We start from the raw sequence: 12,691 nt of genomic DNA on the forward strand, positions 1-12,691 counted from the left end.
TGCCCTGCATACATTATGCAGAGCCATTTTTTTGTTTGGGAATAAATGAAATTAGGATTAAACTAATAATAGCAAAGGTAAGAACAACATAATATACCCAATGCAGGGATTGAGTCAGCCCATCCTGTAATAGTTCCCGTACTGATTCAGATAAATTAGTCCGATCATCCTCTTTTAATAAAAGGTTTGCGGAATCCACTGATAGCTTTTCCTCCGACTGGTTTGCATGCTCGCTTAAATAATTGGCAAGCCGGTTATTAAGAATGCCTCCCAATAAGGCTGCACCAATTGTGTTTCCAAGATTCCTCATAAACATATTAGCCGCGGTTGCAATTCCTCTTTGCTGCCAACTTACAGTACTTTGAATGGAAACTATAAAAGCTGTCGAGGTTACACCCATTCCAAAACCTACGATAAGGGAGCCTAACGCTGCCCAGAGAGGTCCCGAGGAGCCTGTCATGGTCACAAATACTATACTTCCGCTAATTAAGGCTATCCCTCCAATTAATGAGGTCTTACGGTATCCCATAGAATTGAGCATCTTTCCAGAAAGCGTTGAGGCTATTGGCCACCCAATCGACATCGTTGTTAAGGTAAATCCTGCAACAATCGGTGTTTGTTCCATTACCCCTTGGACGAAAGTAGGAAGAAAACTTGATATTCCAATTAACATAATACCAGTGGTTAATGATGTTACATTTGCTACAAAAATAGATCGTTCCTTCCAAATATTAAAGGGCATAACGGGTTCTTTAGCCCTGCCCTCATGGTAGACAAAGCCAGTAAGTGTAACGATAAATAGGCCAATTAAGCTTAGTATTTGCCAAGACCCCCAAGACCATCGTCCTCCTCCTTCAACTAAAAAGAACATTAATGAGGAAACAGACACCGTTAATAAGAATGCACCTATGTAATCAATATCATGTTTTTTCTTTTCAACGTTTTCATGCAGAAAGAATCCGATACCAATTAAAGAAAGAATTCCAAGCGGGATGTTTATCCAAAATACATAATTCCAACTTACATACTGAACAAGCAATCCACCTACTGCAGGTCCCGTAACAGCAGAAATTCCCCATACACTTGCCAGATAACCCTGAACGTGTGCTCTCTCCTCTGCCGTGTATATATCACCTACAATAGTGGTAGCGATTGGTGTAACTGCCCCTGCCCCAAATCCCTGGATTAAGCGAAAAATAATGAGTGATTCCATTGAAGTCGCAAAACCACAGAGAATAGACCCAATAAGAAAAATAATAATCCCAATAAAGAGAATAGGCTTTCTCCCAAATAAATCAGATAATTTCCCATAAATCAGGACTGTTACCGCATTCATTAGTAAATATGCAGAAAACACCCAACTATATAGTGTAAACCCTCCTAAGTCAGCCACAATAGCCGGCATTGCAGTTGAAACGATCGTCGCTTCAATCGCTCCCATAAACATAGCTAACATAACGGCTGCTAATACAACCGGCCTATAGGTCTGCCCTCCTCTTTTAGATTGGGAAATTGAATCACTCATAATTCCACCTCGAATTTTTCGATAAAATAATACAGCCCCCTTATGGGAGCTTTATTTTTCACTCTTATTCATTTTGTTAACAGCTAAATTAAGTTGTGTTAACACTGTACTGCGTGGCAATATTCCTTCAAAATAACCATCTTCAGTATCGACACAAAGAAAAGGATGATTCACTAAGAGCCTAAGACACGTTTTGATTGAAGCCGTGTCCTTCACTCGTGGAACAGTTATATTCATAACCTCTTCCACTTTCTTTTTTTCTAGTTGTTCAAATTCAATTCGTTCAAGTCCAAGGATTGAATCCATTATTATCGGGGTGCTAATCAAACCATGTAGTTTGTAATGGGGATCTAGTACGGGTATAGCCGTATAACCACTTTTAGTTAGCACTAACAGTGCATGTTCAAGATTATTACCAACTTGCACATGTGCAACACGCTCGGACGGAATCATTAATTTTCGAATATCTATTTCTAAAAATTCACCACTGTGAAGACTTATCATCGCCGAAAACTCCTCAATGTTTGTTTTACCACATGTATATTCTACCATAGTTTTCGGAGAACTGGGTTTTTTTATGAAAACGGAATAAATATGTAAAGTGGATGCTGAACTCAAAAAAGATAGGAACCGTAATCGGCTCCTATTGAATTAAATCAAAAATTTCAATTGTAATCATATCTACATTGTCAAATTGATAACGTTTTGGCTTTTCCTTTTCATTATATATTTCTAATTCAAATGTTTCTGTTTTTGGATGAAATGTTACCTGACACTTTCTTTCGCCATTCACTTCGAAATAGCGTTGTGCCGGTTCACCTCCATTAGACTGTTCCTGAAGGTTTTTTAACCGTGTTAATATCCCTTGAAGCTGTGACATACGCTCCGTCTCCTTTCAAACACAAGCAAACTTTCTACTGTTATGTTTCTCTTTTAGCATTTTTCTTATCCTTATGGATTTTTTCCAGCAAATTAAATTCTGGTGAATATGCCAATATTAAAAGAATAAAATAACAGACAGCATCTGTCCATGTAAAAATGAATAAAATGGGAAACTTTTTTTATTAGTCGTTATTTTTAGCTTCGTTATAAAAAAATAGGCCTCCATTGAGGCCTTATCATAAATAGGTGATTGCAACAAAAAGGATGATAAAAAGAACCAAAACAAAAAAGATAACATATGACAGGAAAATCGGATTGCTCAAATAAACATGTTTTTGTATTGGCTTAGCTATTTTCGTATCAATATCTCCTTCAACAGCCTTTTGCTGCCTGGCAACAAACAAGGTATACACTAGCGAAACCGCAAGAATACCAACAATTACGATCGATAGTGCATTAACAAAGAGGTTCATAAGCGATTTCTCCTTTAATAAAGATACTATTAAATTTCCACTGTATGAACCATTCTATACTAGATAAGTTATAACAATTGGTCATTCTCAAATAAATACTGATAGGAAATATCAATAAACAAATAATCGTTTCCGTTTATCGGAATGGAAAACGTCCGTATGGTCTCACCTGTCTCAATATCACTATATATATCCGAGAGTATTCCCTTACCTCCATTTCTCATTTTGATGATATTTTCTAAAAAGTATGGACGCCAGCTCCAATTTTTTTGAATATATTCCTTCTGCGTATCCCAGCCGTTTACCCCCTTTAAGATATTGGAGGATTTTTGAAAACCATCTTCATCGCATACATACATTCGAAATGCAATTTGGTCCATTTCTTTAATAAGTGAAGTAAATAACTCTTCATAATTTGCCTTTTTATTTTTTATTATGATATCTTGTACTTTATTTTGAAAAAATTCTGCTGCAGAATAAATGGCTTCCAGTTTTCGCTTCTCATAAGCAATAAAATCATGGAATTTCCCTTTTAATCGCTCTTTTAGTAATTCACGTTCAATAAACTCCGGTGCCGGGGGATGAAGATAAAATCCTTGATAATATCTACCTCCATTTTTCCATGCAAACTGAAGCTGATAACTCATTTCTATATTTTCAAAAAGTAAGGTGGCTCCGATTTTCCTTGCTAGTAATGACAATGAAAATAGGACATCCGTAAAGCTTGCAGCAGTTGCATTTGATTTTAACGCTTGTAAATTTATTTTAATGATTTCAGGATTTAATTGACCGATTCGCTCAAAGTAATTTGTGTCACTATCGATACTTGCAATGGCAACTTTTATACCATATGTCCGATAGTATTGTAATAAATGATCTAATTGACCAAAGTCACCCTTATAATTACCCTCAGAAATTTCAAGCACTATTCTCTTTAAATTCAAGCCTCTTTTTTCAAAAGCCAAAAGTTCTTGTAGAAATGGCTCACCATGTCGATACATGAGTAAATCAGCATCACGATTCAGATAGATACTAACATCATCTTCAAGTTCAAATGCAAGCTCTAACGCTTTTTGAACTAACAATAGATCAACTTCATATTTATATTCGTCTGGAATTTGATCATCAAGAAAAAAGCTGCCTAAACTGATGATGTTACCTTCTGACACATATCTACCTAAAACCTCATATGCAATTACACGCTGCTCATCGGCACTAAAAATTGGTTGAAAATAAGGAATGACATTTTCAAGATCCGTTAGGATATCCAATGCATCCATTCAAGTACCCTCCGCAAAAAAGATTTTCCTCATTATACCATACCCTTATATACAATACGCTTAACTTTCATATCTTGTTCTTTTCCAAAAGGATACCATCATAGTTATAGCGGCACAACCGAATGATAAGACCAAGTCCATATGATTGGAGGAGACTACTGTGAAAAAACTTTGCTTACTCGTCTCAATCCTGCCACTGTTTGGATGTAATAATGCAGAAGATAAGGTTACACAACAATCTGACAAACAAAACTATACACAATTATATGAACAAGTACCGAACCCTAAGATTCAAAAAACTAAAAATATCTCTACAGTAACGAAGGATAACTTAAAGCAGCCTATTGCAAAACCGAATGTTGCTCAACCTGTAAAACAACCAGGCAAAAAAGAATCCATGATGCTGGATGTAGCATTAATTAAGCAAAATCCTGAGTTAAGATATGGTTGTGAAGTGACAAGTCTGGCGATGGTATTAAACTATGCAGGTGTAAAGACAGACAAAATGGATTTGTATAGGTCCATTCAAAAAGATCCTGACCCTATAAAAAGGGCTGGAAATGGAGATATATTAAATTGGGGTAACCCTGCTGATGGTTTTGTCGGAGACATGACGGGAAGACAGGCTGGGTATGCTGTATTTGACAAACCAATGGAAGCACTGGTAAATCAGAAACTTCCAGGTAGAGCAGTAAATTTAACAAACCAGCCATTTGAAAAGGTTCTAGAGCATGTTTCTGCTGGTTACCCTGTAGTGGTGTGGACAACAGGAGATTATCGATTACCCGACCGATGGGAGTCTTGGTATCATGGACGGCAGATCATTAAAACGCCACTTGATTTGCATGCTGTGGTACTTGTAGGTTACGATGCAAACTATGTTTATTTGAATGACCCGCTTTCTGGGAGAAAACAAGTTAGAGTGGAAAAGGAGAAATTTATTGCTTCCTGGAAAGCCCTCCAGAATCGTGCAGTCAGTTACAAATAATCATAAAGCAGCCAAAATGGCTGCTTTTATGTATTTTTTATCCTTTCTTGAATATGAACTATAGTAGGAAATTTTGTTTCTTTTTCATATAATACTTGCAAAATTGACCAATTTTAAAGAAAATACGTATGAATCTTTTTTTATATAGACAAAAACTTGGAGATAGGTTGGTAGATTATTTATGCCTAAAAAAATGAAAAGGAGAACTTTCCTGAAAAGAACTTTTGGGGCAATGCTCACTGTTTTTGGACTTGGTTCAGGCGGTTACTTCTATGCCAATCGAATTGAACCTTCACTACTAGAAATAACAAAACTTGAAATAAAACACGACTTAATTCCTGTTAGTTTTAACGGAGTAAAGATTGTCCAATTTAGTGATACCCATTTAGGTTTCCATTACACTGTAAACCAATTAAAGAAATTAGTTAAAAAAATTAATCAACTTCAGCCTGATTTGATCTTTTTCACAGGTGACTTATTGGATGAGCCAAATAAATATAATGAAATTAATAAAGTTGCTCCGATTTTACAGCAATTAAAGGCAACAATCGGTAAATTTTGTATTTATGGGAATCATGACCATGGTGGTTATGGATCAGAAATCTATAAAAATATAATGGAATTATCTGATTTTACTGTACTGCTAAATGAGTCCCAGATTATTAAGCAACAGGATGGGAGTTTTATCTCATTAGTAGGGATAGATGATCGAATGCTGGGAAAACCCAATTTAGAACTTGCGTTAAGCAAGGTACCTGAAAGTTCATTTAAACTTCTATTATCACATGCTCCTGATGTGGCGGATGAGGCATCATCCTTTCAGATACATTGGCAACTAAGCGGACATAGCCATGGAGGTCAGGTAAAGATACCTTTTGCAGGTGCTCTCGTAGTTCCTCCTTTTGCCCAAAATTATCCTGAGGGTTATTATTTAATAGGTGAAATTAATCCAATGTCGTTATATGTCAATCGGGGAATTGGGACAACTCGTCTCCCATTTCGTTTCATGGCTAAACCGGAATTAACCGTATTTACCATGATTTCTTCAGCAGCACACTAAAAAATCCTTACCATGGATGGATAAGGATTTTTTAATTTCTCATCCTTTAGAGTTAAAAAGTTCTCGTTTTTTACAATAATGTTTTTACTTTCTTGTATTTCTATTTTACAATTATATAATAATAAAGAAAAATAAATTAATGAAAATAATGATTATCGTACAAAAATTTTATAATGTCGAAAGGAGTACATATTTTGATTGATGATAAAAAATACCCCCAACCAAAAGGCAAGCTAACGACCGAAAACCTCTCACAAGCTCTCTTTATCGTTAATCGCCATGCGAAAACAGCACCAAACCCCAAATTTTTATACAAATTAAAACATGAATCATTAAAAAAATTAATAGACGACGGCAAAGCAAAAAAGATAGGACTTCATTTTTCAAAAAATCCTCGAAACAGTAAACAGCAATCAGACGTTCTCGTCGAATGCGGTCAGTATACTTTTCATATTCCTCCAACTAAGTCTGATTTTGCTGAACTCCCACATTTGGGTAAACTAGATGGAAGTGTGAGAAATCCAAAAACAACACTTTCACTTAACCAAGCAAAATCCATATTGCAAACCTATACAGGTATAACAGAAATGGAACACCCGCCTTCTAACCAACGAAATAACCGACCTTATCAAAAACCAATCTTTAAAAAGCTAGGAGAACGATATACGTAAAAAAGCCAGACTCATCGGCCTTTTTACGTATTTTATTGTACATATTCCTTTCATATTAGTGATGATTTTGTGAACTCTTTCACCAAATATAGACCCTTTGTTTCATCAATATTATAATACAATCATTAGAACAATAATTCATAAAAGAGGTGCCTTAGACATGAAGGGGACAGCAATTCTTTTTCAGGATAAGAGGATTACATTTATTGAAGATGTTGAACAATCAGTGTTTGAAGAGATTAAAGACCAATGTGGCTGCGATCAATGTAACTGCAAGCTAAATAATAAAATTGTTTCATTTGGTCCTGTTTCTCCTGTATATTGGCATGAAGACTATGTTGATTGGGATTATGGTTATTAGTAATACTCTATAAATTTTATATTAACTTCCCCCTTAAACAGCCTGATTCATATTCAGGCTGTTTTTACATTTTCCACTAAATGTAGGTTTGACATTAATTGTAGAATATTTCTATAAATCTGTTTATAATCAGAGTATTCATGAAAGCAAATGGAAGGATGAACAAGGGTGGAGCATTTAATCAATACCAAAGTTCAGGAGATTGAGGTTTCTGGCATCAGAAAATTTTATAATTTGGTTTCCCACATCGATGATGTTATTTCGCTGACAATCGGACAGCCTGATTTTCAAACACCTGAGCATGTGAAAAGGTCTGGAATTCAAGCAATAGAAGAGAATTTTACATCGTATACACACAATGCTGGAATTAATGAATTAAGAAGTGCAGCTTGCGATTTTGTTGCTAAGAAATATGGTCTTAGCTATGAACCAGAATCAGAGGTAATCGTAACAATGGGGGCAAGTGAAGCGATCGATATAACCTTTAGAACAATCCTTACTGAAGGTACCGAAGTAATCCTGCCTGGACCTATTTATCCAGGTTATGAACCCATTATTAGGATGTGTGGAGCAGTTCCGATTCATGTTGATATAACGAAGAATCATTTCCGATTTACTTTGGAAATGATAAAACCTTATATTACCGAAAAAACACGGTGTATTGTATTACCGTACCCATCAAATCCAACTGGGGTAAGCCTGACAGATGTCGAATTAAAGGAAATTGCAGATTATTTGAAAGAACGAGAAATTTTTGTACTAGCTGATGAAATTTACAGCGAATTAAGTTATGATCAACCACATGTATCAATTGCTTCTTTTCTAAAGGAGAAAACAATCGTTATTAATGGTTTATCAAAGTCACACGCAATGACTGGCTGGAGAATTGGCTTCCTATTTGCACCTCAATCTATCACTAAGCACATCTTAAAAGTGCATCAATATAATGTTTCGTGCGCTAATTCAATCGCTCAGAAAGCAGCCTTAGCAGCATTAACGACGGGCTTTAATGATGCCGTTCCGATGAAAAAAGAATATATGATCAGACGTGACTATGTTTACAATCGGCTAGCAGAGATGGAGCTGAATGTAGTTATGCCTGATGGGGCATTTTATTTCTTTGTTAAAATCCCCAATTCAATCGATCTGAATAGCTTTGACTTTGCCCTTAAGATGGTTCATGACGCGAAAGTCGCCGTTGTTCCTGGGAGTGCATTTTCAGAATATGGCGAAGGATATTTTAGACTATCTTTCGCCTGTTCCCTTGAAACGTTGGAAAAAGGGTTAGACAGAATGGAGAATTTTTTCAATAAATTATAACTGCCAAAAAGCTACCCTCACTGCTGTAGAAGTGAGGGTAGCTTTTTGTTAGCCTTTGTATCCACCATTATTTTTTGCTGCTTTTTCTTTTTTTGCTTTATCCTTATGGATTTTATTCGCTGCTGCAGAGCCCATTTCATGAGCAAATTCTTCATTTAATACAGCAGAATCAAATCCCTTTTTGTTTTTTTGCTGTGGATCATTCTTTTTTGTTCGTTTCGCCATTCTAAACTCCTCCTATTTCAACTTCTTTCCTAGTTTTTGATAGCAGGAGGAATTTATTCTTGGTTCAAGACTGCCAATATTTATAAAGAGCCTGGGTTCCACTGTTTTCCTCGCCCATTTCAACAAGTTTTTCATATAACGTTTTTGCCAATGTCAAACCTGGAACTTCCATTTCCATATGTTCAGCTTCATCTAGAGCAATTTTCATATCCTTAATAAAATGTTTTATGTAAAATCCCGGTTCAAAATTTCCATTTAACATTCTCGGTGCGAGATTGCTCAATGACCAGCTTCCTGCAGCACCATTAGTAATACTCTTTAAGACTGACTCAGGATTTAATCCTGACTTTTGAGCGTAAATGACAGCCTCACAGACACCAATCATATTCGAAGCAATTGCAATTTGATTGCACATTTTTGTATGCTGTCCTGCACCTGCTTTACCCTGATAAACGATATTTGTTCCCAGAAGGGTAAGTAAAGGCTTTATTGAATCAAAATCTCTTTCTTCCCCGCCCACCATAATAGACAACTTTGCTTCCTTTGCACCAACATCTCCACCAGAAACAGGTGCATCAAGGGTATGAATTCCTCTTTCTTTCGCTCTTTCAAATATTCTCATTGCCAGTGATGGAGCAGAAGTCGTCATATCGATAAGTAAACTGCCCGCTTTAGCACTCTTAATTAATCCCATTTCACCTAAATAAATTTCTTCCACATCAGAAGGATAGCCGACCATGGTAAAAATGACATTTGCTTTTTCAGCCATTTCCTTTGGCGATTCCACCCAAGACGCACCTTTTTCTAACAGATCATTAGCCTTTTCCTGTGTCCTTGAATAAACAAGTAATGGATAACCTGCTGCTAATAAATGTCCTGCCATACTTTTCCCCATTACACCGGCCCCAATAAAACCAACTACCGTATTTTCTGGAGTAAACAAAAGCATCAATCCTCCAACCCTAAAATTTTTACATCTCAATTATATATGGATAACGAGAAAAAAACCGGAACTAAGTACTTTCCGGTTCTCGTGCTCAATCTCCAAATTTATGCACCTATCTAGTTTCTCCTAGATAAAATCAGTATAAACAATATTTTCAAAGCTCTGACGAAAAATTTGTTAGATAGACACGCCCAAAAACTTCCTGATTATTGTATATTTCTATAGAAACTGCTTGGTTTTTTTCGATCATATTCTTTAAATCATGAATATGCAAATCTTCCTTAAATGGAAGCGGATCCATGAATATATATTTTTCACTTTTTCCTTTTACCTCTAAATATTCTCCATTTAAAACTTGTTCTTCACCATAAATAATTTCACGTTTTCCAATCGCCGCAGCAAGACGGTCATCATGAATGGTTACCTTAACTTTATATAATTCATGTCTATCTAAAATTTCATTATTAATTCTAAACCGAAACTGTAGTTCGTTGTTCTTTGTCAACAGAGCGTCAGCATAACGGTTTACAATTAGTTCTTTTGATAGGGGAAGTCCACAACCTGAAAGCATTGTTCCAATCATAATCATGCTCACTAAAACAAAAACCATTCTTATACTTCTCCGCATTTTTAACACTCCTTTATGTTTTTACCTTAACCAAATACTATTGGTAATAAACGTAAAATGAGGTTGATTATTGGAATCATAACAGAGAGGTTAAATAGCTATTAATCATGCCCCTTGAACTCGTCTATTCCTATTATACTAAAAATTACCTTTAAAATCCTGAAACGTAGAAGAAAAAAAGAGACAGAATAATAATTCTGCCTCTTCCAAACCATCCTATTTTGTTGCTGCATTTACTGCTTCAATGACTTGCGATGTAGTTTGCATATTTAATACCTGATTTGCGAGTTTCTCCATATCAGCTTTACTTAGCTTTTTAATTTGTGAACGTGCTTTTAATATGGAAGTTGCACTCATTGAAAATTCGTCTAACCCAAGACCAAGTAGAAGCGGTATTGCTGTTTCATCTCCAGCCATTTCACCGCACATTCCAGCCCATTTACCTTCTGCATGTGCAGCATCAATAACCATCTTCACCAATCGTAGAATAGATGGGCTATATGGCTGGTAAAGATATGATACACGTTGATTCATACGGTCTGCTGCCATTGTATATTGAATTAGATCATTTGTTCCAATACTAAAGAAGTCCACCTCTTTAGCAAATTGGTCAGCTAAAATAGCAGTTGATGGAATTTCAACCATAATTCCAAGCTCAATACGGTCTGACACCGTTTGGTCAGCTGCAATAAGCTTTTGTTTTTCATCTTCAAGGATTGCCTTAGCTTCTCGGAATTCATCCAAAGTTGCTATCATTGGGAACATAATCTTTAGATTCCCATAACTGCTTGCTCTGAGCAGTGCTCGAAGTTGAGTACGAAAGATATCTTGCTCCTCTAAGCATAAACGAATAGCTCGGAAGCCTAAAAATGGATTAAGCTCTTTAGGCAGTTGAAGATACGGAAGCTCTTTATCTCCGCCGATGTCCAATGTACGAACAACAACTGGCTTGCCATTCATACCTTCTAGGACTGCTTTATAAGCTTCAAACTGTTCTTCCTCAGTAGGCAGTTGATCTCTTCCCATGTAAAGGAACTCAGTTCGGTATAGACCGACGCCTTCCCCGCCGTTTTCAATTACACCCTTTAAGTCTTTAGGTGTACCAATATTAGCGGCTAATTCTACATGATGGTTGTCTGCTGAAACCGTTTTTTCATTAACAAGCTTCGCCCATTCCGTCTTTTGTGCTTCATATTGCTGATGAATATTACGGTATTCTTCCACAAGTTCAGGGGTCGGGTTAATATGTACTTCACCTTTAAGACCATCGACAATGACTAAATCACCATTGTTAATTTCCTCTGTAGCATTTTTTGTACCTACTACTGCTGGAATTTCCATGGAGCGAGCCATAATAGCGGAATGGGAAGTACGTCCGCCAATATCCGTTGTAAAACCAAGGACATACTGACGATTTAATTGTGCAGTATCGGAAGGTGTAAGGTCCTCTGCCACAATAATAACTTCTTCAGCAATCATGCTTGGATTCACTAACTGAACACCTAGTAAATGTGACAGAACTCTCTTTGTAACATCGCGAATATCTGCAGCACGTTCCTTCATATACTCATTATCCATTTGTTCAAACATCATAACAAACATGTCTGCTGTTTCTTTTAAAGCAAACTCAGCATTTACTTTATCGGAGTTAATTTTATCTTCAATAGGTCCATTTAATTCTGGATCAGTTAGAACAAGTAAATGTGCTTCAAAGATAGCTGCTTTATCTGCACCAAGGTCAATTTGCGCACGATCTCGAATTGCCTCAAGTTCTGCTTTAGATTTCTCGATTGCTGCTTTAAAACGATTTACCTCTGTTGCTACATCTTCTACTGTCTGTTTCTCAAATGATAAATTTGGTTCAACTAATCGATATGCTTTTGCAATGGCAATGCCATTAGAAGCAGCAATTCCTTGTAAAAATGTCATTACTCAGCCAGTCCTTCTTTTTTCAATAATTCTTCAAGGCTTCTAATAGCTTCTTCACTGTCACTACCTTCAGCGTTAATTGAAATATCTGCACCTTGTCCAATTCCTAAAGACATAACACCCATAATAGACTTTAAGTTAACTTTTTTTCCTTTATATTCTAAATTGATTTCTGAATCAAATTTGCTAGCTGTTTGTACAAGTAAAGTTGCAGGTCTAGCGTGAATCCCTGTATCAGCTATTACTTTAAATTGTTTTTCTGCCATCTTTAATCAATCTCCTTCATAATTAATGTAAAATGAAGCTGCTATTACATATCTAAACCACTTATAGTCATAAAAATAACTGAACTAATTGTTATATTTTCTCCAAAAGGATTTGAAGTATGTAAACTGTAAGCCCC

General features: G+C 36.1%; 15 protein-coding genes. 5 read left to right on the forward strand and 10 right to left on the reverse strand.

Features of this window, described 5'->3' with window-relative positions; genetic code table 11:
• Nucleotides 1-13: 13 nt before the first annotated feature.
• From QUG14_RS10650 to QUG14_RS10670, 5 genes are all read right to left on the reverse strand, one after another.
• The gene (locus QUG14_RS10650; RefSeq protein ID WP_289340506.1) at nt 14-1,525 is read right to left on the reverse strand and encodes an MDR family MFS transporter; all 1,512 of its coding nucleotides are present in this window, start codon (nt 1,523-1,525) and stop codon (nt 14-16) included.
• A 51-nt stretch (nt 1,526-1,576) separates the two neighbouring features.
• Nucleotides 1,577-2,029, reverse strand: a complete 453-nt coding sequence (gene cbpB, locus QUG14_RS10655) for a cyclic-di-AMP-binding protein CbpB (protein ID WP_289340507.1) — start codon at nt 2,027-2,029, stop codon at nt 1,577-1,579.
• A 139-nt stretch (nt 2,030-2,168) separates the two neighbouring features.
• Nucleotides 2,169-2,405: a YkuJ family protein gene (locus QUG14_RS10660; protein ID WP_045515459.1), complete on the reverse strand. Its 237-nt coding sequence runs from the start codon at nt 2,403-2,405 to the stop codon at nt 2,169-2,171.
• A gap of 238 nt (nt 2,406-2,643) precedes the next feature.
• Complete coding sequence (locus tag QUG14_RS10665) at nt 2,644-2,880, reverse strand: hypothetical protein (protein ID WP_289340508.1); 237 nt, start codon at nt 2,878-2,880, stop codon at nt 2,644-2,646.
• Between the two features lie 68 nt (nt 2,881-2,948).
• Nucleotides 2,949-4,160 carry an EAL domain-containing protein gene (locus QUG14_RS10670; RefSeq protein ID WP_289340509.1) on the reverse strand — a complete coding sequence of 404 codons (1,212 nt, stop codon included), beginning with the start codon at nt 4,158-4,160 and terminating at the stop codon, nt 2,949-2,951.
• Between the two features lie 160 nt (nt 4,161-4,320).
• On the opposite strand from QUG14_RS10670, the gene QUG14_RS10675 reads away from it, so the two are divergent.
• The 5 genes from QUG14_RS10675 to QUG14_RS10695 all read left to right on the forward strand — a co-directional run bounded on the left by QUG14_RS10675 (nt 4,321) and on the right by QUG14_RS10695 (nt 8,560).
• Nucleotides 4,321-5,148 carry a C39 family peptidase gene (locus QUG14_RS10675; RefSeq protein WP_289340510.1) on the forward strand — a complete coding sequence of 276 codons (828 nt, stop codon included), beginning with the start codon at nt 4,321-4,323 and terminating at the stop codon, nt 5,146-5,148.
• 181 nt (nt 5,149-5,329) lie between these two features.
• Nucleotides 5,330-6,208 (forward strand): metallophosphoesterase, encoded by an 879-nt coding sequence (locus QUG14_RS10680; protein ID WP_289340511.1) that lies wholly within the window; start codon nt 5,330-5,332, stop codon nt 6,206-6,208.
• Between the two features lie 173 nt (nt 6,209-6,381).
• Nucleotides 6,382-6,879, forward strand: coding sequence for a YkyB family protein (locus tag QUG14_RS10685; RefSeq protein ID WP_483310721.1), 498 nt, complete (start codon nt 6,382-6,384; stop codon nt 6,877-6,879).
• A 160-nt stretch (nt 6,880-7,039) separates the two neighbouring features.
• Entirely contained in the window at nt 7,040-7,240 is a 201-nt protein-coding gene (locus tag QUG14_RS10690) for a hypothetical protein (RefSeq protein WP_289340512.1), read from the forward strand.
• A 168-nt stretch (nt 7,241-7,408) separates the two neighbouring features.
• A complete protein-coding gene (locus QUG14_RS10695) occupies nt 7,409-8,560 on the forward strand; it encodes an aminotransferase A (protein ID WP_289340513.1) in 1,152 nt (383 codons plus the stop codon).
• A 48-nt stretch (nt 8,561-8,608) separates the two neighbouring features.
• Here QUG14_RS10695 and QUG14_RS10700 read toward each other — a convergent pair whose 3' ends face one another.
• From QUG14_RS10700 to QUG14_RS10720, 5 genes are all read right to left on the reverse strand, one after another.
• On the reverse strand, nt 8,609-8,785 hold the full coding sequence (locus QUG14_RS10700; protein ID WP_289340515.1) for a hypothetical protein: 177 nt from the start codon (nt 8,783-8,785) through the stop codon (nt 8,609-8,611).
• Nucleotides 8,786-8,849: 64 nt separating this feature from the next.
• A complete protein-coding gene (locus QUG14_RS10705; RefSeq protein WP_289340516.1) occupies nt 8,850-9,728 on the reverse strand; it encodes an NAD(P)-dependent oxidoreductase in 879 nt (292 codons plus the stop codon).
• A 157-nt stretch (nt 9,729-9,885) separates the two neighbouring features.
• Complete coding sequence (locus QUG14_RS10710; protein ID WP_289340517.1) at nt 9,886-10,359, reverse strand: hypothetical protein; 474 nt, start codon at nt 10,357-10,359, stop codon at nt 9,886-9,888.
• 216 nt (nt 10,360-10,575) lie between these two features.
• Nucleotides 10,576-12,288 carry a phosphoenolpyruvate--protein phosphotransferase gene (gene ptsP, locus QUG14_RS10715; protein ID WP_289340518.1) on the reverse strand — a complete coding sequence of 571 codons (1,713 nt, stop codon included), beginning with the start codon at nt 12,286-12,288 and terminating at the stop codon, nt 10,576-10,578.
• A complete protein-coding gene (locus QUG14_RS10720; RefSeq protein ID WP_289340519.1) occupies nt 12,288-12,554 on the reverse strand; it encodes a phosphocarrier protein HPr in 267 nt (88 codons plus the stop codon). Before QUG14_RS10720 ends, ptsP begins: the two co-directional genes overlap by 1 nt.
• Nucleotides 12,555-12,691: the final 137 nt, after the last annotated feature.

Origin of the sequence: Neobacillus sp. CF12, from assembly GCF_030348765.1 — a bacterium.
Classification (GTDB): Bacteria; Bacillota; Bacilli; order Bacillales; family Cytobacillaceae; genus Neobacillus.

Excerpts from the sequence above, each read along its gene's own strand:
- QUG14_RS10650 (WP_289340506.1), bottom strand. The coding sequence starts at position 1,525 with ATGAGTGATTCAATTTCCCAATCTAAAAGAGGAGGGCAGACCTATAGG.
- cbpB (WP_289340507.1), bottom strand. The coding sequence starts at position 2,029 with ATGATAAGTCTTCACAGTGGTGAATTTTTAGAAATAGATATTCGAAAA.
- QUG14_RS10660 (WP_045515459.1), bottom strand. The coding sequence starts at position 2,405 with ATGTCACAGCTTCAAGGGATATTAACACGGTTAAAAAACCTTCAGGAA.
- QUG14_RS10665 (WP_289340508.1), bottom strand. The coding sequence starts at position 2,880 with ATGAACCTCTTTGTTAATGCACTATCGATCGTAATTGTTGGTATTCTT.
- QUG14_RS10670 (WP_289340509.1), bottom strand. The coding sequence starts at position 4,160 with ATGGATGCATTGGATATCCTAACGGATCTTGAAAATGTCATTCCTTAT.
- QUG14_RS10680 (WP_289340511.1), top strand. The coding sequence starts at position 5,330 with ATGCCTAAAAAAATGAAAAGGAGAACTTTCCTGAAAAGAACTTTTGGG.
- QUG14_RS10685 (WP_483310721.1), top strand. The coding sequence starts at position 6,382 with ATGTCGAAAGGAGTACATATTTTGATTGATGATAAAAAATACCCCCAA.
- QUG14_RS10690 (WP_289340512.1), top strand. The coding sequence starts at position 7,040 with ATGAAGGGGACAGCAATTCTTTTTCAGGATAAGAGGATTACATTTATT.
- QUG14_RS10700 (WP_289340515.1), bottom strand. The coding sequence starts at position 8,785 with ATGGCGAAACGAACAAAAAAGAATGATCCACAGCAAAAAAACAAAAAG.
- QUG14_RS10710 (WP_289340517.1), bottom strand. The coding sequence starts at position 10,359 with ATGCGGAGAAGTATAAGAATGGTTTTTGTTTTAGTGAGCATGATTATG.
- ptsP (WP_289340518.1), bottom strand. The coding sequence starts at position 12,288 with ATGACATTTTTACAAGGAATTGCTGCTTCTAATGGCATTGCCATTGCA.
- QUG14_RS10720 (WP_289340519.1), bottom strand. The coding sequence starts at position 12,554 with ATGGCAGAAAAACAATTTAAAGTAATAGCTGATACAGGGATTCACGCT.